This window comes from Pseudomonas sp. WS 5079, from assembly GCF_012985465.1.
GTDB lineage: Bacteria > Pseudomonadota > Gammaproteobacteria > Pseudomonadales > Pseudomonadaceae > Aquipseudomonas.
Genome location: NZ_JAAQWN010000002.1, coordinates 805,076 through 825,913, shown reverse-complemented (window position 1 = coordinate 825,913; position 20,838 = coordinate 805,076). Strand labels below are relative to the sequence as shown.

Here is a 20,838-nt window from a genome sequence, read left to right as displayed (position 1 = left end):
GATCAGTGCGGCTTGGCTTCGGAGGAGGTGCGGCCAAAACGGCTACGGACCACGCCAATGATCATCGGCACCAGCGACAGCAGGATGATGAACACCACCAGCAGCGACAGGTTTTTCTTGATGAACGGTACGTTACCGAAGAAGTAACCGAGGGTGACCAGGCCACCGACCCACAGGATGGTGCCCAGCACGCTGAAGCCGAAGAAGCGCGGATACGGCATTTTGGCGACACCGGCGACGAATGGCGCGAAGGTGCGCAGGATCGGCAGGAAGCGCGCCAGGGTCACGGTCTTGCCGCCGTGCTTGTCGTAGAAGTCGTGGGTTTTTTGCAGGTAGTCGCGGCGGAAGATTTTCGAGTTGGGGTTGCTGAACAAGCGTTCCCCAGCGGTGCGGCCGATCACGTAGTTGGTGCTGTCACCAAGGATCGCCGCGAGCATCAGCAGGCCGCCCAGCAGGACCGGGTCCATGCCGCCACCCGCAGCTACCGCGCCGGCAATAAACAGCAGGGAATCGCCGGGCAAAAATGGCATGACCACCAGGCCGGTTTCGCAAAAAATCACCAGGAACAGAATGGCGTAGATCCACGGACCGTAATTGGTTACCAGCAAGTCGAGGTAAACGTCGAGATGCAGGATAAGGTCGAGCGGGTTGAAATCCATGGATGGCACCTGTGTGAATGGCCCGACTCAGCGGGCCTGTGCGGAGGCAGCGGGTAATAAGGCTACGCGTGTATGCCGTTTTTCTTACAACCCTAAAAGGTCGGCATTATACGGATTGAATGATGAAAAGCGTGTTGGTTTTGTAGCGGGGGATGTCGCAGCTATTCTGACTAGCACTGATCCAAATGTGGGAGCGGGCTTGCCCGCGATAGCGGCGTGTCAGTGAGAAATACCTCGATTGACCCAGCGCTATCGCGGGCAAGCCCGCTCCCACATTTTTTTTGGTGTTTGGGTGAATGGCTTTTAGTCTTCGCTGATCGGCAATGTGTAGTTCTTGAACTCGGTGTCTTCACGAAAGCCCATGGACTCATAGGTCTTCTGCGCCACGGCGTTATCACTGCTGGTCGACACGCGCAAACGCACGGCATTGGTTTCCTTGGCCATTTTTTTTGCGGTGCGCATCAGGTTGTCGGCCACCAGTTGGCGGCGGGCATCTTCGGCGACGTAGATGTCATTGAGGATCCACACCCGTTTCAACGACAGCGAAGAAAAGCTCGGATACAGCTGGCAAAAGCCCAGCAGTTTGTTGTCGTCGTCATCCGCCAGGGCCAGGTAAATCACCGATTCCTTGCGCCGCAGGCGCTTTTCCAGAAAGGCCCGGGATGAGTCAGGAAAGGGCAGCGCGCCATAGAATTCGCGGTATTTGACGAATAATGGGGTCAACAGGTCCAGGTGTTCCAGAGTCGCTTGAGTAATCCGCATGCTAGGCCTCAACTTCTATAGGAATACGACGGCAAACGGTCCATTACTCGGGCGCCCGCTGCTTGATGCTGCCTAAAGCGGCGAAAAATCGCAATCGTGCCGGCATCACTCCTTGGGTGGGCTGAGCAGGAAGTTACCTTTCATCAGGTCAGGATCGTCCGACTCCAGGGTCTGAACCTGGGCCTCATCCTTGAGGTTGACTCCCGACAACTGCCGCCGACAGGCCTCGCGCATCAAGTACAGCAGGCGGTGCGCGGCCATCCCGTAACTCAGGCCCTCCAGGCGCACATTGGAAATACAGTTGCGGTAGGCATCGGTCAGGCCAACCTTGGGGTTGTAGGTGAAATACAGCCCCAGGCTGTCCGGCGAACTGAGCCCCGGCCGTTCGCCGATCAGGATCACCACCATTTTGGCCCCAAGCAACTGGCCGATCTCATCGGCGACCGCCACCCGGCCTTGTTCCACCAGGATCACCGGCGACAATGACCAGCCTTCGGCGTGGGTCTGTTCTTCCATGCGTGTCAGAAACGGCGCGGTATGTTTATGCACCGCCAGCGCCGATAAACCATCGGCCACCACCACCGCCAGGTCCACCCCGCCCGGGTTGGCCAGGGCGTAGTCGCGCAGTATCTGTGCCGACTCATCGCTCAGGCGCCGCCCCAGGTCCGGGCGTTGCAGGTAGCTGTGGCGATCGGGCGCGGCGCTGTGCAGCAACAGGCTGTCGCGGCCGCGCTCGGTCATTTGGTTGCTCAGGCCGGCATGGTCAAACGGTAGGTGTACCGCGTCGCGGGCCTGGGCATGGGCGAACTGGAAGTCCAGTTGCGCGCCCGTGGGAATGCTAGTGCCGGTACGGCCCAGGGCGATCCGCGCCGGGGTCAGGCGCCGCAGTTCCAGCCATGGATTATCGCTTTCAGGTGTGTCGATTTGCACTGGAGGCTCCTTCATCCCAATTGCGCCAAGGCGTGGCGGAAGGCCGGTGGCAGATTGTTGCCAAACCGCACCTTGCCATCGGCTTGGGTGAAGATGCCCATTTTCGCCAGCCACTGTTCAAATTCCGGCGCGGGCTTTAAGCCCAGGGTTTGCCTGGCATAGAGTGCGTCGTGGAAGGAAGTGGTCTGGTAATTGAGCATGATGTCGTCGGAGCCCGGGATGCCCATGATGAAGTTGATCCCGGCTACGCCCAGCAGGGTCAGCAGGGTGTCCATATCGTCCTGGTCGGCTTCGGCATGGTTGGTGTAGCAGATGTCGCAGCCCATGGGCACGCCCAGCAGCTTGCCGCAGAAATGGTCCTCGAGGCCGGCGCGGATGATCTGCTTGCCGTTGTACAGGTACTCGGGGCCGATAAAACCGACCACGGTGTTGACCAAAAACGGCTTGAAGTGCCGCGCTACCGCATAGGCGCGGGTTTCGCAGGTTTGTTGGTCAATCCCAAAGTGGGCGTTGGCCGACAGAGCGCTGCCCTGGCCGGTCTCGAAATACATCAGGTTTTGCCCCAGGGTCCCGCGATTCAGGCTCAAGCCCGCGTCGTAGCCCTCCTGCAGCACACTCAGGCTGATCCCGAAACTGGCGTTGGCCGCCTCGGTGCCGGCAATCGACTGGAACACCAGGTCCAGCGGCACGCCACGGTTGATGGCTTCGATGGAGGTGGTGACGTGGGTCAGCACACAGGCCTGGGTCGGGATTTCGTAGCGCTGGATGATCGCATCGAGCATTTCCAGCATGGCGCAGATCGAGGCGATGCTGTCGGTGGCCGGGTTGATGCCGATCATGGCGTCGCCGTTGCCGTACAGCAGGCCGTCGAGGATGCTCGCGGCGATGCCCGCCGGCTCATCGGTCGGATGATTGGGTTGCAGGCGCGTCGACAATCGCCCGCGCAGGCCCAGGGTGCCGCGAAACTGGGTGACGACGCGGATCTTCTGCGCCACCAGCACCAGGTCCTGCACGCGCATGATCTTCGACACGGCGGCGGCCATTTCCGGGGTCAGCCCTGGCGCCAGGGCGCGCAGGCTGTGTTCGTCGGCCGCGTCGCTGAGCAGCCAGTCCCGCAGGCCGCCGACGGTCAGGTGGCTGACCACGGCAAAGGCCTGCTGGTCGTGGGTGTCGATGATCAGGCGGGTGACTTCATCGCTTTCGTACGGGATCAGCGCCTCCTCAAGGAAGTGCTTCAACGGGATATTGGCCAGGGCCATCTGCGCCGCCACCCGTTCGCCGTCGTTCTGCGCGGCGACGCCGGCCAGAAAGTCCCCGGAGCGGGCGGGACTGGCCTTGGCCATCACGTCCTTGAGGCTATCGAAACGGTAGGTCAATGCACCGACCGAGTGGGAAAAACTTGCCATACAGACTCTCCATGACGGCGCGGGCGTTGGCCCGCGCCGTGGTTTACGGCGTTTAGTGCAAGGCGGCCTCTGCGGCCTGGATCGCCGCGAATTCCTCTTCCGGCGTGCCTGCTACCAAGTGATGCCGACTGTAGAAAGCAAAGTAAGCAATTAATACTCCATAGATGATCGCGGCGCCAATCACCACGCGCGGATCCACCAGGAAGCCCGCCACTACAGCGATGCAGGCCAGTACCAACGCCAGGCCCGAGGTGAAGATGCCGCCCGGTGTGCGGTATGGCCGCTCCATTTTGGGGCGACGGATGCGCAGGGTGATATGCGCGGCCATCATCAGCACGTAGGAAATCGTCGCGCCAAATACCGCCACCAAGATCAGCAGGTCGCCCTGGCCGGTCAGCGACAGGCCAAAACCGATAATCCCGGGAATGACCAGGGCCAGCACCGGCGCCTTGCTTTTATTGGTTTGCGACAGTTTGCGCGGCAGGTAGCCCGCGCGGGACAGGGCGAAAATCTGCCGGGAGTAGGCGTAGATGATCGAGAAGAAACTCGCGATCAGCCCGGCCAGGCCCACCAGGTTGACGAAGCTGCCCATCCAGGTCGAGCCGCCATAGGCCAGGGCCAGGGATTCCACCAGCGGGTTGCCGGACTTGACCAATGCCAGGGTGCCGGCGCCGCCCGGAGCGATCACCAGGATCAGCAGGGCGAAACTGGTGAGCACCACAATCGCGCCGATCAGGCCACGGGGCAGGTCGCGCTTGGGGTTCTTGGTTTCTTCGGCGGCCAGGGGCACGCCTTCGACGGCGAGGAAAAACCAGATCGCATAAGGGATCGCGGCCCACACGCCCACGTAGCCGAACGGCAGGAAACTGCTGGCGCCCTTGGCCTCGGTCACGGGAATGTCCAGCAGGTTGGCGACGTTGAAGTGCGGCACCATCGATACCAGGAACACGCCCAGGGCAATGGCGGCGACGGCGGTGATCACGAACATCAGCTTCAGCGCTTCACCGACGCCAAAGATATGGATGCCGATAAAGATGATGTAGAACGCCAGGTAGATCATCCAGCCGCCAATGCCGAACAGCGACTCGCAATAGGCGCCGATAAACACCGCGATCGCGGCGGGGGCGATGGCGTATTCGATCAGGATCGCCGTGCCGGTAAGGAACCCGCCCCAAGGGCCGAAGGCGCTGCGGGCAAAACCATAGCCGCCGCCCGCCGTAGGAATCATGGAGGACAGTTCGGCCAGGGAGAAACACATGCACAAGTACATGGTGGCCATCAGCAATGTGGCGAGAAACATCCCGCCCCAGCCGCCCTGGGCGAGGCCGAAGTTCCAACCGGCGTAGTCGCCGGAAATCACATAGGCCACGCCGAGGCCGACCAGGAGCACCCAGCCGGCGGCGCCTTTTTTCAATTCTCGTTGCTGGAAGTATTCGGAGCCGACTTTTTCGAAGTCGACGGAGGATCCTGTCGGTTCGCTAGGCATGGGGAAGTACCTTTCATTGTTATTGTTTTAGCTCGACATCTTTGTGCCGGATGAGGAAGCAAGCACTTGGCGACGTTCATTGTAGGAGCTGGCTTGCCAGCGATGGGGCCGGTCAAGTCAGCATCTTTGCTGAATGTGGAATTGCTATCGCTGGCAAGCCAGCTCCTACAGTTGGTTGCATTTCAAATGTAGGAGCGGCGTACCATTTAGAGGCTTAGAAGAAGCCCAGTGGGTTGATGTCGTAGCTCACCAGCAGGTTCTTGGTCTGCTGATAGTGATCCAACATCATCTTGTGCGTCTCACGGCCCACACCGGATTTCTTGTAGCCACCAAACGCCGCATGCGCGGGGTACAGGTGATAGCAGTTGGTCCACACACGCCCGGCCTTGATCGCCCGGCCCATGCGGTACGCGCGGTTGATGTCGCGGGTCCACAAGCCGGCACCCAGGCCAAACTCGGTGTCGTTGGCAATCGCCAGGGCTTCGGCTTCATCCTTGAAGGTGGTGATGCTTACCACCGGGCCAAAGATTTCTTCCTGGAACACGCGCATCTTGTTGGTGCCCTTGAGCAGGGTCGGTTGGATGTAATAGCCGGTTGCCAGGTCGCCGGTCAGTTTCTCCACTTTGCCGCCGGTCAGCAGCTCGGCGCCTTCGCCTTTGGCGATTTCCAGGTACGACAGGATCTTGTCGAACTGCTGCTCGGACGCCTGGGCGCCCACCATGGTGTCGGTGTCCAGCGGGTCGCCACGTTTGATCGACTCGACCTTCTTCATCACCACTTTCATGAAGTCGTCGTAGATCGACTCTTCCACCAGCGCGCGGGATGGGCAGGTGCACACTTCGCCCTGGTTGAAGAACGCCAGCACCAGGCCTTCGGCGGCCTTTTCGATAAATTGCGGTTCGGCTTTCATGATGTCGGCGAAGAAGATGTTCGGCGACTTGCCGCCCAGCTCAACGGTGGACGGAATAATGTTCTCGGCCGCGCAATGCATGATGTGCGAGCCCACCGGGGTGGAGCCGGTGAAGGCGATCTTGGCGATACGCTTGCTGGTCGCCAGGGCTTCGCCTGCTTCCTTGCCGAAACCGTGTACCACGTTCAGTACGCCCGGTGGCAGCAGGTCGCCGATCACTTCCATCAGCACGTTGATGCCCAGCGGGGTCTGCTCGGCGGGCTTGAGTACCACGCAGTTACCGGCGGCCAGGGCCGGCGCGAGTTTCCAGGCGGCCATCAGCAGCGGGAAGTTCCACGGGATGATCTGCCCGACCACGCCCAGGGGTTCGTGGAAGTGATAGGCGGCGGTGTGTTCATTGATCTCGGCGCTGCTGCCTTCCTGGGCGCGGATGCAGCCGGCGAAGTAACGGAAGTGGTCAGCCGCCAGGGGGATATCGGCGTTGAGGGTTTCGCGCACTGCCTTGCCGTTGTCCCAGGTTTCGGTGACGGCCAGCAGTTCGAGGTTCTGTTCGATGCGGTCGGCAATCTTGAGCAGCACCAGCGAGCGGTCCTGGGCCGAGGTCTTGCCCCAGGCGTCAGCGGCGGCGTGGGCGGCGTCCAGTGCCTTGTCGATGTCCTTGGCTGTGGAGCGTGGGAATTCGGCGATGGGCTTGCCGTTAACCGGCGAAGTATTGGTGAAGTAGTTGCCATCGACCGGGGCCACAAATTCGCCACCGATGTAGTTGCCGTACTTGGCCTTGAACGAAACGATAGCGCCTTCAGTACCGGGGTGTGCGTAACGCATGGTGGGTATCTCCTGACTTCTTATGTTTATTGGAGTGCAGCGTGGCTGCGCTTGATAAAGCGTAGAGCAAAGGTCGGGCCAGTGCCTTGCAGGCCAGGTAAATCAAGGGTTCTGGGTTTGTTGCAAGGCGTTGTTGTGACAGGTCTGGTACAGCCTGTGTGACACTTTGTGCCATGCAAGGTACAGCCTGTGACCCATGGGTCGCCCCGGGATTGCAATGCGCCAAGGCCTGGAGGATGCTGGGTGCCCCGGTCCGCGGTGTGTCCCACGCAACAGGAGAACAATAAGAATATGCACAACGATCATTTCAGCCGCCATGCCCGGCAAGTCCTGACGGTCACCCGTGGGCAAGACCCGCTGCACGGTCCCGGCAGCGACCCCTCGATTGCCCGCTCCTGGCTGCGCTGCCTGGAGGATTACCACCTTGACCCGGCCCTGACCGTCGCTCCCACGGTGCTGGAGCATGATCGCCTGCTGGAAAGCCGCGAGCGCCTGCAACAGGTGCTGCACATCGCCGGCACTGAAATGAACAATTTGCATCAACAGCTTTCCGGCGCCGGGCACGCAGTGCTGCTCACCGATGCGCGAGGGGTGATCCTCAATTGCGTCACCGCGCCCAGCGAACGCAAGGTGTTCGAGCATGCCGGCCTGTGGCTCGGCGCCGACTGGAGCGAGGCCTGCGAAGGCACGAACGGTATCGGCACCTGCCTGGTGGAGCGCCAGGCCCTGACCATTCATCGCGACGAACACTTTCGCGGGCGCCATACCGGGCTGACCTGCTCGGCCAGCCCGGTGTTCGACCCCCATGGCGACCTGCTGGCGGTGCTCGACGTGTCCTCGGCCCGCGAAGCGGTGTCGCGCCAGAGCCAGTTCCACACCATGGCGCTGGTCAATCTTTCGGCGAAGATGATCGAGAGCTGCTATTTCCTGCGCCACTTTGAAAACCACTGGCTGCTGCGTTTCCACCTGCAGGCCGAATCCGTGGGCCTGTTCAGCGAAGGACTGTTGGCGTTCGACGGTGAAGGGCGGATCTGTGCGCTCAACCAAAGCGCGCAGAACCTGCTGGGCCAGCCACGCGGACGCCTGTTGGGCCTGCCGGTGGAGATGTTTTTCGACTGCACCCTGGATGACTTGCTTGGGCGCGCCAGTTCCAACGCCAGCGCCAGTTGGCCCTTGCGTACCCGTGATGGGCGCGGCCTGTTTGCGGTGCTGCGTGGCGAAGCCCGGCGCGCGCCCAGCCCGGTAGTAGCGCCGCCGCCCAAGGTCGAGCGGCCGCACTTGCCGGGCATCTGCCTGGGCGATGAGGCGCTGCAGAATGATTTTCGCAAGGCCCTGCGGGTTTTTGAGCGCGACGTGCCACTGCTGATCAATGGCGAAACCGGCTCCGGCAAGGAGGCCTTCGCCAAAGCTGTACACCACGCCAGCCAACGCGCTGACAAAGCCTTCGTGGCCCTGAACTGCGCGGCCATCCCGGAAAGCCTGATTGAGAGCGAGCTATTTGGCTACCGCGGCGGCAGCTTCACCGGCGCCCGCAAGGAAGGCATGCGCGGCAAGCTGCAACAGGCAGATGGTGGCACGCTGTTCCTCGACGAGATCGGCGACATGCCCCTGGCTTTGCAGACCCGGCTATTAAGGGTGCTGGAAGACCGGTTGGTGGTGCCCATTGGTGGCGAGCCGCAAGCGGTGAACGTGCGCATCATCAGCGCCACCCACCGGGACTTGCTGGCGCGGGTCGCCAACGGCACCTTCCGTGAAGACTTGTACTATCGCCTCAACGGCCTGGAAGTGGCGTTGCCGCCGCTGCGCGAACGCAGTGACAAGTCCCAGCTACTGGACTTTCTACTGGCGCAAGAAGCAGACGGACAGGCGATAGCACTGGCTGTCGAGGCTCGTCAGGCGCTGCTGGATTATTCCTGGCCGGGAAACGTGCGCCAACTGCGTACGGTGCTGCGCACACTGGCCGCCCTGTGTGACGGTGGGCGCGTTGGGCTGGACGACTTGCCGGCGGTCATCCGCCAGGTTCCTTCTCAGGCACATATCTCCGTACAGCGGGGCAAGCAACCTTTGGAGGACGCCGAACGCTTGGCATTGCTGACCACGCTGGAGCAGCAGCGCTGGCATATGACCCTGGTCGCGGAGCAGTTGGGCGTTAGCCGCAATACGCTGTATCGCAAGCTACGCAAGCATGGCATCGCTCTGCGCTCAGCGGGCTGAATTGAGACGAGGGCAGCGCCAGCCCTCTTGCGCCTTTCTTGGCGCATTCAGTCGCGCGTCGGCGCCGTACGGGTTAAATCTGTAGTCAACCGGCTTTTAGATAAGTGTGTTTTAACTTGGGGGTGTGAGGTTTTTTGTTGGAAGTGAATGTGAAGTAATTATTTAATGCGGGCGTTCTGCTTTTTTAAGCTTGAATCTATTGCCGCTAATGTGGAATGTTGCGAGTTGTAATGACTGCTTTAATTTCCCTGCTCAGTGGAACTGAACGCTAGTTTATTCGTACTCAAGGTGAAAGGACGGTTCATTATTTTAGAGCGATTGGCTCTAGGCGTAGGCAAGTTTTGTTCAGGCGTCATGAACGTATTTTTACTATTGAGGTGATGATATGAATGTTACAGGTTTGCCTGTTTCGGTTCCGTTGCAAGTGAAAGATTTAATGCCTGGTATTTCCAATCAACAGGCGTCAGCCAGTACCCAAGGTGCTCCGAATTTAAATGAAGTAGCGGATGAGTTACAGGCCCAGGGCTCCAGCGCGGCCAATAGCACGGGTGAGCATTCGGGTGATGGTTCTATGCGTGTTAAAAGAGGGTTTAAAGTCCGTGGTTTTCCCAGGGGAATGACCTCGGTCAGTCTTAATTCGCCCAAAATCCCAACTATTGGGCTCGAAGGCAAGTTTGTACCTACATCAAGTTTGGGCCCCCGTGTGCCTGTCGGCCCTCGCAACAGCAAGGCAATCAGTGACTTCAGGGAGATTGCGTTCAAGACGCAGCACCCCGGCTCATCGCTCTCTGGGCCGGCAAAGCCCGTGGTCGCACAACCCAAGACATTTGGTGATGTGGCAGCCAACCTGATTGCGGCAGATCGTCTAGTCAAGGCGGGTGTGTTTAAGACCGATACTTCCCTGAAGACTGTTACCCGTGATGCTTTTGTGAATGCTTCTATAAATGGGCTTGTCAGCACGCCGTTGAGTGTTGGCACTTACGCGGGGTCTGTCTGGAGTGGTGAAAGTATCAAGGGCAGTTTTACCGCTTCTACCCCATTACTACCTCCTGCTCACCTGCCAGCCCCGAGTAAACTCCCTAATGGCGTGGCGGCAGCAGGTAGTACTGGGTCGCAAGACGCCTCAATGGTGAGTTTGCGCCTGGAAAACGCCGAGATAAAATATTTGTATGCGGCTAATACGATCCAGACGTTAGCTGAAGGTGGCGAAGCCGCGGCTCTTGGAAAAAGCCCGAACTGGCCAACCGAGACCGATGCTCGCCTTGACACTCTCGAGAAACTGTACGGTGCAGCAGAGAAAAACCTGGAGGCGGTCGCCACGCAAAACGATTTTGTTTTCAGGCCCTACAAAGCAGAAGCGACGCCCGGGACCCAAGATGCTGCTGGACGATTAGACGCGCTTGATAAAAGGAATGAAGCGATCAATAAAGGGATTGGCAGGTTAGTGGCCATTCGAGAGTTGGAGACGCAGCGCAAAGAATGAGGGTTTTTAAGTAAGGCTTTCTTGTTTTCGATTCGTTAGTTTGAGTGTGATTGTATATTTCCTTGAGTCGCTTTCCAGGCCCCGGTGTTGTAGGGAAGTCCCGAACTCCGGGCCTGATTTCAGCTTATAAACACCCAATGGCGGTGGGTCCCGGCTAGCCACGATCAATGACTGAAAAGATCGCACGTCAATCGCTAAAAGAGTGCGATTTTTCCCACCCTACGCTAACCTGCCTCGATGTTTTACGAGGTCGACTATGCACATTCATATTCTCGGTATTTGCGGCACCTTCATGGGTTCGATGGCGGTCCTGGCCAAAGAGCTGGGTCATCATGTCACCGGCTCCGATGCCAACGTCTATCCGCCCATGAGCACGCAATTGCAGGCCCAGGGCATTGAGCTGACCCAAGGTTACGACCCGGCGCAGTTTGATCCGGTGCCGGACCTGGTGGTGATCGGCAACGCGATGTCCCGTGGCAACCCCGCCGTGGAATACGTGCTGAACAAAGGCCTGCCTTATGTTTCCGGACCGCAGTGGCTGGCTGACCATGTGCTGCAAGGCCGTTGGGTGTTGGCGGTGGCCGGTACCCATGGCAAGACCACCACCAGCAGCATGCTGGCCTGGGTGCTGGAACACGCGGGCATGAGCCCCGGCTTCCTGATTGGCGGCGTACCGCAGAACTTCTCGGTGTCGGCGCGCCTGGGCGATACCCCGTTTTTTGTTATCGAAGCCGATGAATACGACAGTGCGTTCTTCGACAAACGCTCCAAATTCGTTCACTACCGCCCGCGCACGGCGATCCTGAACAACCTGGAGTTCGATCATGCGGATATCTTCCCCGATCTGCCGGCCATCGAGCGGCAATTCCACCACCTGGTGCGCACCATTCCCAGCGAAGGCCTGGTGATTCATCCCACCACCGAGCCGGCCCTGCAGCGCGTGATCGAGATGGGCTGCTGGACCCCGGTGCAAACCACCGGCGCGGGCGGGCAATGGCAGGTCAAGCTGTTGAGCGAGGATGGCTCCAAATTCGAAGTACTGTTTGAGGGCGAGGCCCAGGGCATTGTCGATTGGGACATGACCGGCCAGCACAACGTTGCCAACGCCTTGGTGACTCTGGCGGCAGCCCGGCATGTCGGCGTGGTGCCGGCCATGGGCATTGCCGCGCTGAGCGCGTTCAAGAGCGTCAAGCGGCGTATGGAAAAGGTCGCTGAAGTGAATGGGATTACCATCTACGACGACTTTGCCCACCACCCCACGGCGATTGCCACCACCCTCGACGGCTTGCGCAAGCGTGTCGGCGATGCGCCGGTGATCGCGATTATCGAGCCACGCTCCAATTCCATGAAACTGGGCGCGCACCGTGATGGCCTGCCGGAAAGCGTCAACGATGCCGACCAGGTGGTGTGGTACGCGCCGGCCAACCTGGGTTGGGACCTGGCAGCCGTGGCCAGGCTTTGCACCGTGCCCTCGATTGTCAGCGACTCCCTGGAAGGCATCATCGAACGGGTCAAAAGCCAGGCCAAGCCCGGTACCCACGTGGTGATCATGAGCAATGGCGGCTTTGGCGGCCTGCACGGCAAACTCGCCGAGGCGCTGCGATGAACGGGCCGGAGCGCATCACCCTGGCGATGACCGGCGCGTCCGGCGCACCTTATGGGCTGCGCTTGCTCGATTGCCTGGTGCGCGAAGACCGCGAAGTGCATTTCCTGATTTCCAAGGCGGCGCAATTGGTGATGGCCACCGAGACTGATGTCTCGCTGCCGCCCAAGGTGCAGATGATGCAAGCCTTCCTCACTGAATACACCGGTGCGGCGGCGGGGCAGATCAAGGTCTATGGCAAGGAAGACTGGATGTCACCGGTCGCATCCGGTTCCGGTGCGCCAGCGGCGATGGTAGTGGTGCCATGTTCCACGGGCACCTTGTCGGCGATTGCCACCGGGGCGTGCAACAACCTGATCGAGCGCGCGGCGGATGTGACCTTGAAGGAGCGCCGCCAGTTGATTCTGGTGCCGCGCGAGGCGCCGTATTCGAGCATTCATCTGGAGCACATGCTCAAGTTGTCGAACATGGGCGTGACCATCTTGCCGGCGTCGCCAGGCTTTTATCACCAGCCGCAGACCATTGATGACCTGGTGGATTTTGTGGTGGCGCGGATTCTCAACCTGCTGAACATCCCTCAGGACATGCTGCCGCGCTGGGGCGAGCATCATTTGAGCAGCGATGAATAAAACCCTGCTGATCGTGCTGGCGCTGCACCTGACGGGCTGCGCCACCGCACGCACCCTGGATGCGGCGAAACCCGGTGCGCCGGTGGTGTATGCGGGCACGCGCCTGGATCTGTATGCGATGCAGGGTGGTTGCTGTGCGATGGATCGCTTTGGTGCCGAAGCGCCGAGCTATCCGGGCCTCGACCTGCCGGCCAGCGCGCTGCTCGACACGCTGCTGTTGCCGCTGTCGGCGTTGACGGTATTGGGGGTTGGGTTTAATGCGACGGGTGGGTTGTAGCCTGTAGCGGTGGATGTTGTGTGGGCGGGCCCCATCGCAGGCAAGCCAGCTCCTACAGGTGATCGGTGAATACATTCATGTGGGAGCCGGGCTTGCCCGCGATGAGGCCCGCCCGGTCAGCGCAGATTCACTTGCCGAGCTTACGCAACTCATCCGACTCGACAATCCGCACCCCATCCTGCTCTTCCAGCGCCAGGCGCCACATGGCCCGGGCCAGTTCGCACACTTCGATGCCGCGATACTTGCCGGGAATCAACCGCGACAACGGCCCCGCAAGTTTCTCCGCCAGGCGTGTCTCCAGGCGTTCGCCCAGTAGCAGCGAAGGCCTCACGATGGTCAGTTGTGGCCAGCCCTGGGCCTGCAGGGCCTGCTCCATCTCGCCCTTGACCCGGTTATAGAACACCGAGGATTTTGGGTCGGCGCCTATGGCGCTGATTACGATCAGGTGCCGTGCGCCCATGTCCCGGGCGCGCTTGCCGAATGCCACGACCAGGTCCAGGTCAATCGCGCGAAAAGCCTGTTCGGAGCCAGCCTGCTTGAGGGTGGTGCCCAGGCAGCAGAAGGCCAGGTCGACCCGGCCGCTCAGTTGTGGCAGCAATACGCTGGGGTCGCCGACCGGGTTTTCCAGGTGCGGGTGTTCTGCCAGCGGGCGGCGGCTGGGCGCCAGTACGCGGGTGACGGTGGGCTCGTTGAGCAGGCGGTCCAGCAGATGTTCCCCGGTCAAGCCCGAGGCTCCGGCAAGCAATATATGCTGAGGCGTCAAGTACATGGTGTTTCCCCCCTTGATACAGTTTCAGCTTAGTTGCTCTTTGCTTCCTTGCTATTGATAGAGACGCTTTCCAGCGCCTTTCGTGCCTGCTGTTTACGCAATAATTGCCAACGCGCGATCACGCCCTTGGGCGCCCAGATCTGTGGTTCGGAGGCTTCGAAGTTGTCAGCCATTTCGCGCTCGGTCACATGCCGTTGCGCCAGCTTGAAGGCGTGCTGCAAGTCGTCGGTCTGGGTCAGGGCCTGGGCAAACAAGGCGTCGCCGAAGTAGGTGAAATTGGCCTCTTCGGAGCAACCGAACGACACGCGATCGGCGCGGGAGGCGGTCATGATCAGGGTGTGCTCATCCTTGAGCGCCGGGATGAAACCACCGGAGTAACACGCGGAAATCACGATGACCTTGTCGCGGTTTTTCAATGGTGCCATCACCGCAGCCAGTTCGTCGCTTGGCAGGTCGGCCAGCTCCATGCGGGGTTGGTCGAGCACCAGTTGGTGTTCATGGGTGCCGTGGCTGGTCAGGTAGATAAACACCAGGTCTTCGGGGCCGGTGCGCTCGGCCAGGGTCTGCACGGCGCGGCGCAGGCTTTCGCGGGTCGCCATCGGGCGGTCGGCGATATGGTCGCGGTGGTTGACCAGGCGGATCTGCCCGCGCGCGCCGAAGCGGCTGGCCAGCAGGTTACTGACATAATCGGCCTCGCGCAGGAATACGCTTTGCTTGCCGTCGCCAGCCACCACCAGGCTGTAGAGCTCGACGGCCGGGGTGGACGCTGGCACGGCCGCGAGGGCGTCGTCGAGCAAGTGGCCCTGGGCCAGGACTCCGACTTCCAGGGCATCGGGCAACAGCTTGCCGTCGGCATCGCGCACGCGCAGGCCGTTGGCCCAGGTCCCGGCCTGCACCGTGCCATCGGTGAGCACCAGGGTGCCCTGGCCGTGATAGCTGTCGTTGTCGAAACCGCCGATATAGAAGCTGCCATCACTGAGGTTCAAGCGCCCTTGACCGGTAAAGCGCCAGTCACTGAAGTGCCCGATGTAATGGCTGCCATCCACGCCGGTCAGTTCGCCTTTGCCACTCAGGGCGCCTTCGCGGAATTCGCCGGTCCACACGTCGCCGTCGGCGTTTTCGTAGCGGCCCTTGCCGTTGAGCTGGTTCTGTTTGAAGTGGCCGATGTACATGTCGCCTTCGGCGCTATTGAAGGTGCCGTTGCCTTCCAGCTGGCCGTCGACGAAGCGCCCGCTGAACTGGTTGCCGCTGTCGTCGTTGCGCTGGCCTTCGCCGTTGGGTTTGCCGTGGGCGAATAGGCCCTGGTATTGGCTGCCGTCTGCCAGCTCCAGGCGGCCGAGGCCGGAATACTGGTCGTCCTTGAATTCGCCGCGATAGGTCATCTGCCCCTCTTTGAGGGTGCCTTCGCCGTTGCGCCGGCCTTGCTTAAAACCGCCGACGTAGGTGTTGGCCGCTGTGGTCAAGGTGCCTTGGCCATCGAACAGGCCTTGCTGGAACTGGCCTTTATAGACCTCGCCATTGCTGCCATGCCATTCGCCCTGGCCGTGCCACTGGCCCTTGTCGAATTGCCCGGCGTACCAACTGCCATTGGGGTAATCCACCCGGCCCTGGCCTTGCAGCAGCCCATCGACCACATCTCCGCGATAACGCCCGCCGTCCGGCAGCCGGGCATCGGGCGGCAACAGGGATTCGCCGTCGCCGCAAGCGGTGAGCAACAAGGCGAGAGCAAGGGGGACGATTGGGCGCATAGCGGGATCCGGATAATTGAGCGCCGAGTATGCCGCAGCGGGCGAAGCTATACCTAGTGGTCTATGTGTGAATTAGGACTTGTCGGCGATGGCGCGCCTGCTGGCGCTATCGCCGGCAAGCCGGCTCCTACGGGTGCATCAGACGAAGCACAGTGACAACGACTCGGCGATGTAGGCCGGTTTTTCCTGGCCGTCGATTTCCAGGGTGCAGGTGGCCTTGAGCAGCCACTGGCCGGGCTTTTTCTCGGTGGCGTCGGTGAGGGTCACCGCCAGGCGGACCTTGGAGTTGACCTTGACCGGCTGGATAAAGCGCACGCTGTCCAGGCCGTAGTTGACCGCCATCTTCAAGCCCTCGGGCATGATCAGGATGTCTTCGATCAATTTGGGGATCAGCGACAGCGACAGGAAGCCATGGGCGATGGTGCTGCCGAACGGGGTCTGGGCGGCTTTTACCGGGTCGACGTGGATGAACTGAAAATCGCCGGTCGCCTCCGCGAACAGGTTGATACGCTCCTGGTCGATGGTGAGCCATGCGGAACGTCCCAGTTCCTTGCCGACATAATCATTGAGCTGCGCTACAGGTACGAAGGGCATTGCGACTCTCCTTGGTTCATCGATCTCTCCCTGGCGGCGCGGGCACGCGGGTGCCGGCAGGGGTGTTGTTGTTTTAGGTAGATTGCAGAGAACCAATGTAGATCATCATGGGCAAATGGCCCGGTCAACCCACCATGCTTTTGGCGAATGCCAGTTCATAGGGGCGGCATGCTTATAATGCCCGGGGGCTTTTGGGGAGAAGGCGGATGTTGTTACGCGGTCTTACATGGTTGGTGTTGTTTCAATTGCTCGGCACGGCGATCAATCACTTGTTCCTGCCGGTCTTGCCGGGGCCGATTGTCGGCTTGCTGTTGCTGCTGGCGTACCTGGTGTGGCGCGGCGAGGTCGGTGAACCGCTGAGCCTCGCGGCCGGCAGCCTGTTGCGTTACCTGCCATTGCTGCTGGTGCCGCCGGCGGTGGGGGTGATGGTGTATGCCAAGGACATTGCTGCCGACTTCTGGGCCATCGTCGGTGCGCTGGTGTTGTCGCTGGTGATCGCCATGGCGTTTGTCGGCGTGCTCATGCAAAAACTGGTCAAGCGCCAGGCACAGCGGGAGGAGGGGCAATGACCTTCGATTGGCAGGGCGCGTGGGCGGCGGTCATCCACCATCCGTTATTTGGCATCGGAATCACCCTGGGCGCCTATCAACTGGTGTTGGCGGGGTTCGAGAAAACCCGCTGGATTTTCCTGCAGCCGGTGCTGGTCTCGATGTTGCTGGTGATCGGCGTGCTGCTGGGGTGTGGCCTGACCTATGTCGAGTACCGCAAAAGCACCGAAATCATGAGCATCCTGCTGGGCCCGGCCACCGTGGCGCTGGCGGTGCCGTTGTATCTGAACCTGCGACGGATTCGCCAGTTGTTCTGGCCGATTTTTACTACGCTGGTGGTGGGGGGCGTGTTTGCCACTGGCCTGTGTGTATGGCTGGGTTGGTGGTTTGGTGCCGAACACATGGTGCTGATGACCATGGCGCCCAAGTCGGTGACCTCGCCGATCGCCATGCTGGTGGCCGAGCAGATCGGCGGCGTCGCGGCACTGGCAGCGGTGTTCGTGCTGATCACCGGGGTGATCGGTGCGATGATCGGCCCGGCCTTTTTGTCGCGCCTGGGGGTGCATAGCCCGGAGGCACGGGGCATGGCCCTGGGCATGACCGCCCACGCGGTCGGCACTTCGGTGGCGTTGCAGGAGAGCGAGGAGTGCGGTGCCTTTGCGGCATTGGCGATGAGTCTGATGGGCGTGGCCACGGCGGTGTTCCTGCCATTGGCCGTGTCTTTAGTGATCTAAGTCGGGTTTAAGGAACGCTTTATGAGTCTGGCACTGTTCCCTCTCAATACCGTGCTGTTCCCGGGCTGCACCCTCGACCTGCAGCTGTTCGAGGCGCGCTACCTGGATATGATCAGCCGCTGCATGAAAAAGGACGAAGGCTTTGGCGTGGTGTGCATCCTCGATGGCCAGGAAGTCGGCCTGGCCCCGGACGGCTATGCGGTGATTGGCTGCGAAGCCCTGATTCGTGATTTCAAGCAGCAGGACAACGGTTTGCTGGGGATTCGGGTCGAGGGTGGGCGCAGGTTTCGCGTGCGCGAGGCCCAGGTGCAGCGCGATCAGTTGTTGGTGGCCGATGTCGAGTGGCTGCAAGAGCAGCCTGAACGAGCGCTGGACGAAGAAGATGCCGATCTGTTGGCCCTGCTTGAGGCCCTGGCGCAACACCCGATGGTCGCTTCGCTGGACATGGGCGCCGATGCGCAAGGCCAACAGGAGTTGAGCCACCGCCTGGCCTACCTGTTGCCGTTTACCGATTCCGACAAGATCGAGTTGCTGCAACTCGACGACCCCCAGCAACGCTTGGACGCCATTCAATTGCTGCTGGATGAGTTGCAGGGCGAGCTGTTCCCGTGAGCCTGGCAGGCTCGGATTTATCCGCGCCAGCTTGGGATTTTTCAGCGGTGCCGCGAGCCCATCGCCTGAAATAGTGGAGCCTCAGCCACCACTATCAGGGAATGAACATGATTCGATTGTCGCCATCGGAGCAATTGGTCTGGGACGCTTTTTTCGTCAGTGTGACCGCACAAGTGATTCAGCAGGCAGGCGAGCGTGGCCCGGAGTACATTGCCGAGCGCGCTGCGCAAATTGTCGATGAAATGTTGCTGGAGCGCCGGGAGCGCTGCGCCGAGCGGCGTTACGCTCCCGTGGATTGGATGACCCCGGCGTAGCTCAATAAGCGTAGCGCAGCAAGGCGTGGGAGGTGCCGGTCAGGGCAAAGAACCCCAGGACCGCCACGCATCCCGGCACGATCAACCACCACACCTTTGGCGCCATGGCCGGTAGCAGGCTGTGGCGCTGGCTCAAGGTCAGGCTGAAGGCGCAGACCGTCATGGCCAGCAAGGTGCCGGCGAGAATATCGCTCGGCCAGTGGGCCCCCAGGTACACCCGCGACAGGGCAATGGCAGCGGCCGGAATGGCGCCCAGCAGCAGCCAGGCCAGGCGCATGCGGGTCGGTTGGCCGCGACCGGCCAGCACTGCCAACGCGAGGAAGAACGCAAACGAGCCGGAGGCGTGGCCGCTGGGCATGCTGAAGCTGGTCAGCGGGTCGACGAGGATTTCTGGCCGGCCGCGGGCAAAGAACAGCTTGCTCCCGGTATTGATCAGTGCGGCCCCGAGCAGGGTGGCGCCGACGAAAATCCCCTGGCGCCATTGGCGTGCCAGCAACAGCAGGCCGGTCAGCACCGCGCTGGCGACGAACATCTTCTTGAACTCACCCAACTGGGTGATCATCACCATGGCCCGGTCCATGGCCGGGCTGCGGTGTTCCTGGACCAGGGCCATCAAGCCTTGGTCAAAATGGTTCAGGTACGGGTAGCCGATAAACATCGCGATCAACAATGCCAGGCTGGCGCAGCCCATCCACAGCGTGGCCCGGCGGTGGCCGCGCAGGGTGCTGTTGAGGGCGATGCCGAACAATACGGCCAGGCAGGCGGCGACCACCCCGGCTTCGGGCCAGAACCCTTCGGGCAGCGGCAACCGAAACGCCGCACCGGCGGCCCAGCCAGGCAGCAGATAGGCTATTGACCAACCGGTGGCGGCCAGCACGCTGACGGCGGCAAAGCGCGGGAAGGGCATGTCGCACATCCCGGCGACCATGGGCAGCATCGGCCGCAATGGCCCAATGAAACGTCCTACCAGCAAGCTGACGATGCCGTACTTCTGAAAGTAAGCCTCGGCCCCGTCCATCCACTCGGGATGATGGCGCAGGCCAGGCAGGCGCCGGATATTCTGGTGGAAATGCCGGCCCAGGTAGTAGGAAATCCCGTCGCCCAAGAGCCCACCAAGCAGGCCCAGCAGCAGGGTTTCACCCAGGGACAGCGCGCCGCTGCCGGCCAGTGCGGCAATGGCGAACAGCAACACCGTGCCTGGCACGATAATCCCGGCGATGGCCAGGCATTCCACAAAGGCGACGATAAACACCGCCGCGGCCAGCCATTGCGGGTTAAGGGTCAGCCAGCCAGTAATGCCATCGAGCCATGGGCCCATACAATCTTCTCCATCAGTGGTGATGTCCCTCTGTAGGAGCGAGCTTGTGTGGGAGCGGGCTTGCTCGCGATGCAGGCGACTCGGTATGACTGACAGACCGAGGTGATGCTATCGCGAGCAAGCCCGCTCCCACATAAGCCCATTCCTGCAGGGCATATTTCAAATCAAAACGTAATCGCGGCCTTCGACCTGACCGCGTCGCAACGGGTTCCGTGTGCAATAGGGCGCGAAGCCTGCATCGACGAAGCGATACATCAAGTGTTCATCCCGCCCACCGGGAATGCCCAGGCGGGTGGTCTGGATAATTTGCGCGGGCGCCACGCCCACATCTTCGACGTATAGCTGCTCCTGGTCGAAGCGCTTGGCGTCCCACATCGGCACCTTCAAATCCAGGGCCTTGCACAGCAGGGTTTGTCCGGCGCAGAGCTTGTGGGCCGGGCGCGGGCGGCCGTTGGCGTCGGGGTTGTTGAGGAGCATTTGCGCCAGGCTGGCAGGTCCCGAAACGTCATCTACCCAGGGGTAAGCCGACTTGATCAGCACAGCGTTGCCCGGCCCCTGCGCGCTGAAGTTCAGGGAGTCGCCGCCGCGGGCGTAGTACATATAGATGTGGCCGCCATCCAGAAACAAAGCCTTACGCTTTTCTGTGTAGCCTAAGGACGCATGACTGCCTTTTTCGGCCAGGTAATAGGCTTCGGTTTCAATAATTCGCGCCGACAGCCACAAATCGCCGACCCGATGGCGGATGACTTTGCCCAGCAAATCTTTCGCGAGCGTTTGTGCGTCGCGGTCGAAAAAGCCATCAGGCAGGGGGTTGGCGGGGATCTTGGGGGGGGAATTGGACATGACGATGGACGGTTGCACAGGCCAAATGTGACAGGATGATATCAACTTCAGCCTTAATCACCGCTGAACGTCGAGTTTTTACAGTTCATTTCGACCATCCGCCCCTCACCGCTGTCCGTAGGACGGCGCGACAGCTATAATCTGCCGCTTTCCTCTTTGCCAAGACCCCACCAG

General features: G+C 61.0%; 20 protein-coding genes. 9 read left to right on the top strand and 11 right to left on the bottom strand.

Features of this window, described 5'->3' with window-relative positions:
• Positions 1–2: 2 nt before the first annotated feature.
• The 6 genes from HBO05_RS08330 to HBO05_RS08305 form a co-directional block, all read right to left on the bottom strand.
• The gene (locus tag HBO05_RS08330) at positions 3–659 is read right to left on the bottom strand and encodes a DedA family protein (protein ID WP_169865984.1); all 657 of its coding nucleotides are present in this window, start codon (positions 657–659) and stop codon (positions 3–5) included.
• A gap of 303 nt (positions 660–962) precedes the next feature.
• Positions 963–1,421 carry a GNAT family N-acetyltransferase gene (locus HBO05_RS08325; RefSeq protein ID WP_169951273.1) on the bottom strand — a complete coding sequence of 153 codons (459 nt, stop codon included), beginning with the start codon at positions 1,419–1,421 and terminating at the stop codon, positions 963–965.
• 105 nt (positions 1,422–1,526) lie between these two features.
• Positions 1,527–2,366 carry an ethanolamine ammonia-lyase subunit EutC gene (eutC, locus tag HBO05_RS08320; protein WP_172312308.1) on the bottom strand — a complete coding sequence of 280 codons (840 nt, stop codon included), beginning with the start codon at positions 2,364–2,366 and terminating at the stop codon, positions 1,527–1,529.
• On the bottom strand, positions 2,363–3,757 hold the full coding sequence (locus HBO05_RS08315) for an ethanolamine ammonia-lyase subunit EutB (protein WP_169951269.1): 1,395 nt from the start codon (positions 3,755–3,757) through the stop codon (positions 2,363–2,365). Before HBO05_RS08315 ends, eutC begins: the two co-directional genes overlap by 4 nt.
• Positions 3,758–3,809: 52 nt before the next feature.
• Positions 3,810–5,243: an ethanolamine permease gene (gene eat / locus HBO05_RS08310; protein WP_169951267.1), complete on the bottom strand. Its 1,434-nt coding sequence runs from the start codon at positions 5,241–5,243 to the stop codon at positions 3,810–3,812.
• Positions 5,244–5,457: 214 nt separating this feature from the next.
• Positions 5,458–6,978 carry an aldehyde dehydrogenase family protein gene (locus tag HBO05_RS08305; RefSeq protein WP_169951264.1) on the bottom strand — a complete coding sequence of 507 codons (1,521 nt, stop codon included), beginning with the start codon at positions 6,976–6,978 and terminating at the stop codon, positions 5,458–5,460.
• Positions 6,979–7,269: 291 nt separating this feature from the next.
• On the opposite strand from HBO05_RS08305, the gene HBO05_RS08300 reads away from it, so the two are divergent.
• From HBO05_RS08300 to HBO05_RS08280, 5 genes are all read left to right on the top strand, one after another.
• On the top strand, positions 7,270–9,192 hold the full coding sequence (locus HBO05_RS08300; RefSeq protein WP_170041666.1) for a sigma-54-dependent Fis family transcriptional regulator: 1,923 nt from the start codon (positions 7,270–7,272) through the stop codon (positions 9,190–9,192).
• A gap of 385 nt (positions 9,193–9,577) precedes the next feature.
• A complete protein-coding gene (locus tag HBO05_RS29240; RefSeq protein ID WP_262376925.1) occupies positions 9,578–10,675 on the top strand; it encodes a hypothetical protein in 1,098 nt (365 codons plus the stop codon).
• 256 nt (positions 10,676–10,931) lie between these two features.
• Positions 10,932–12,281 carry a UDP-N-acetylmuramate:L-alanyl-gamma-D-glutamyl-meso-diaminopimelate ligase gene (gene mpl, locus HBO05_RS08290; protein WP_170041667.1) on the top strand — a complete coding sequence of 450 codons (1,350 nt, stop codon included), beginning with the start codon at positions 10,932–10,934 and terminating at the stop codon, positions 12,279–12,281.
• Entirely contained in the window at positions 12,278–12,907 is a 630-nt protein-coding gene (gene ubiX, locus HBO05_RS08285) for a flavin prenyltransferase UbiX (RefSeq protein ID WP_169951254.1), read from the top strand. The genes mpl and ubiX overlap by 4 nt, the downstream gene beginning before the upstream one ends.
• Positions 12,900–13,184: a YceK/YidQ family lipoprotein gene (locus HBO05_RS08280; RefSeq protein WP_169951252.1), complete on the top strand. Its 285-nt coding sequence runs from the start codon at positions 12,900–12,902 to the stop codon at positions 13,182–13,184. The genes ubiX and HBO05_RS08280 overlap by 8 nt, the downstream gene beginning before the upstream one ends.
• A gap of 127 nt (positions 13,185–13,311) precedes the next feature.
• Here the strand turns inward: HBO05_RS08280 and HBO05_RS08275 are convergent, their stop codons facing one another.
• The 3 genes from HBO05_RS08275 to HBO05_RS08265 form a co-directional block, all read right to left on the bottom strand.
• The gene (locus HBO05_RS08275) at positions 13,312–13,953 is read right to left on the bottom strand and encodes an oxidoreductase (RefSeq protein ID WP_172312306.1); all 642 of its coding nucleotides are present in this window, start codon (positions 13,951–13,953) and stop codon (positions 13,312–13,314) included.
• Positions 13,954–13,982: 29 nt separating this feature from the next.
• The gene (locus HBO05_RS08270) at positions 13,983–15,701 is read right to left on the bottom strand and encodes a C13 family peptidase (RefSeq protein WP_169951246.1); all 1,719 of its coding nucleotides are present in this window, start codon (positions 15,699–15,701) and stop codon (positions 13,983–13,985) included.
• Positions 15,702–15,839: 138 nt separating this feature from the next.
• Positions 15,840–16,295: a MaoC family dehydratase gene (locus HBO05_RS08265; protein ID WP_169951243.1), complete on the bottom strand. Its 456-nt coding sequence runs from the start codon at positions 16,293–16,295 to the stop codon at positions 15,840–15,842.
• Positions 16,296–16,501: 206 nt separating this feature from the next.
• Between HBO05_RS08265 and HBO05_RS08260 the strand changes: the two genes are divergently transcribed.
• The 4 genes from HBO05_RS08260 (at position 16,502) to HBO05_RS08245 (ending at position 18,503) form a co-directional block, all read left to right on the top strand.
• Positions 16,502–16,864 carry a CidA/LrgA family protein gene (locus tag HBO05_RS08260; protein WP_057438999.1) on the top strand — a complete coding sequence of 121 codons (363 nt, stop codon included), beginning with the start codon at positions 16,502–16,504 and terminating at the stop codon, positions 16,862–16,864.
• Complete coding sequence (locus tag HBO05_RS08255) at positions 16,861–17,577, top strand: LrgB family protein (RefSeq protein WP_076964939.1); 717 nt, start codon at positions 16,861–16,863, stop codon at positions 17,575–17,577. The genes HBO05_RS08260 and HBO05_RS08255 overlap by 4 nt, the downstream gene beginning before the upstream one ends.
• A 21-nt stretch (positions 17,578–17,598) precedes the next feature.
• The gene (locus HBO05_RS08250; RefSeq protein WP_172312304.1) at positions 17,599–18,189 is read left to right on the top strand and encodes an LON peptidase substrate-binding domain-containing protein; all 591 of its coding nucleotides are present in this window, start codon (positions 17,599–17,601) and stop codon (positions 18,187–18,189) included.
• A 107-nt stretch (positions 18,190–18,296) separates the two neighbouring features.
• Complete coding sequence (locus tag HBO05_RS08245) at positions 18,297–18,503, top strand: hypothetical protein (protein WP_170041670.1); 207 nt, start codon at positions 18,297–18,299, stop codon at positions 18,501–18,503.
• A 1-nt stretch (position 18,504) separates the two neighbouring features.
• On the opposite strand, the gene HBO05_RS08240 is transcribed toward HBO05_RS08245, so the two are convergent.
• Together HBO05_RS08240 and HBO05_RS08235 are read right to left on the bottom strand one after the other, a co-directional pair.
• Positions 18,505–19,821, bottom strand: a complete 1,317-nt coding sequence (locus HBO05_RS08240; RefSeq protein ID WP_169951229.1) for a bifunctional DedA family/phosphatase PAP2 family protein — start codon at positions 19,819–19,821, stop codon at positions 18,505–18,507.
• Positions 19,822–19,980: 159 nt separating this feature from the next.
• Positions 19,981–20,664: a DNA-3-methyladenine glycosylase gene (locus HBO05_RS08235; protein WP_170058469.1), complete on the bottom strand. Its 684-nt coding sequence runs from the start codon at positions 20,662–20,664 to the stop codon at positions 19,981–19,983.
• Positions 20,665–20,838 lie beyond the last annotated feature (174 nt).

Bases quoted from the DNA above. Each gene is read 5' to 3' on its own strand.
- HBO05_RS08330 (WP_169865984.1), bottom strand. From the start codon at position 659: ATGGATTTCAACCCGCTCGACCTTATCCTGCATCTCGACGTTTACCTC.
- HBO05_RS08325 (WP_169951273.1), bottom strand. From the start codon at position 1,421: ATGCGGATTACTCAAGCGACTCTGGAACACCTGGACCTGTTGACCCCA.
- eutC (WP_172312308.1), bottom strand. From the start codon at position 2,366: ATGAAGGAGCCTCCAGTGCAAATCGACACACCTGAAAGCGATAATCCA.
- HBO05_RS08315 (WP_169951269.1), bottom strand. From the start codon at position 3,757: ATGGCAAGTTTTTCCCACTCGGTCGGTGCATTGACCTACCGTTTCGAT.
- eat (WP_169951267.1), bottom strand. From the start codon at position 5,243: ATGCCTAGCGAACCGACAGGATCCTCCGTCGACTTCGAAAAAGTCGGC.
- HBO05_RS08305 (WP_169951264.1), bottom strand. From the start codon at position 6,978: ATGCGTTACGCACACCCCGGTACTGAAGGCGCTATCGTTTCGTTCAAG.
- HBO05_RS08300 (WP_170041666.1), top strand. From the start codon at position 7,270: ATGCACAACGATCATTTCAGCCGCCATGCCCGGCAAGTCCTGACGGTC.
- HBO05_RS29240 (WP_262376925.1), top strand. From the start codon at position 9,578: ATGAATGTTACAGGTTTGCCTGTTTCGGTTCCGTTGCAAGTGAAAGAT.
- mpl (WP_170041667.1), top strand. From the start codon at position 10,932: ATGCACATTCATATTCTCGGTATTTGCGGCACCTTCATGGGTTCGATG.
- ubiX (WP_169951254.1), top strand. From the start codon at position 12,278: ATGAACGGGCCGGAGCGCATCACCCTGGCGATGACCGGCGCGTCCGGC.
- HBO05_RS08280 (WP_169951252.1), top strand. From the start codon at position 12,900: ATGAATAAAACCCTGCTGATCGTGCTGGCGCTGCACCTGACGGGCTGC.
- HBO05_RS08275 (WP_172312306.1), bottom strand. From the start codon at position 13,953: ATGTACTTGACGCCTCAGCATATATTGCTTGCCGGAGCCTCGGGCTTG.
- HBO05_RS08270 (WP_169951246.1), bottom strand. From the start codon at position 15,701: ATGCGCCCAATCGTCCCCCTTGCTCTCGCCTTGTTGCTCACCGCTTGC.
- HBO05_RS08265 (WP_169951243.1), bottom strand. From the start codon at position 16,295: ATGCCCTTCGTACCTGTAGCGCAGCTCAATGATTATGTCGGCAAGGAA.
- HBO05_RS08260 (WP_057438999.1), top strand. From the start codon at position 16,502: ATGTTGTTACGCGGTCTTACATGGTTGGTGTTGTTTCAATTGCTCGGC.
- HBO05_RS08255 (WP_076964939.1), top strand. From the start codon at position 16,861: ATGACCTTCGATTGGCAGGGCGCGTGGGCGGCGGTCATCCACCATCCG.
- HBO05_RS08250 (WP_172312304.1), top strand. From the start codon at position 17,599: ATGAGTCTGGCACTGTTCCCTCTCAATACCGTGCTGTTCCCGGGCTGC.
- HBO05_RS08245 (WP_170041670.1), top strand. From the start codon at position 18,297: ATGATTCGATTGTCGCCATCGGAGCAATTGGTCTGGGACGCTTTTTTC.
- HBO05_RS08240 (WP_169951229.1), bottom strand. From the start codon at position 19,821: ATGGGCCCATGGCTCGATGGCATTACTGGCTGGCTGACCCTTAACCCG.
- HBO05_RS08235 (WP_170058469.1), bottom strand. From the start codon at position 20,664: ATGTCCAATTCCCCCCCCAAGATCCCCGCCAACCCCCTGCCTGATGGC.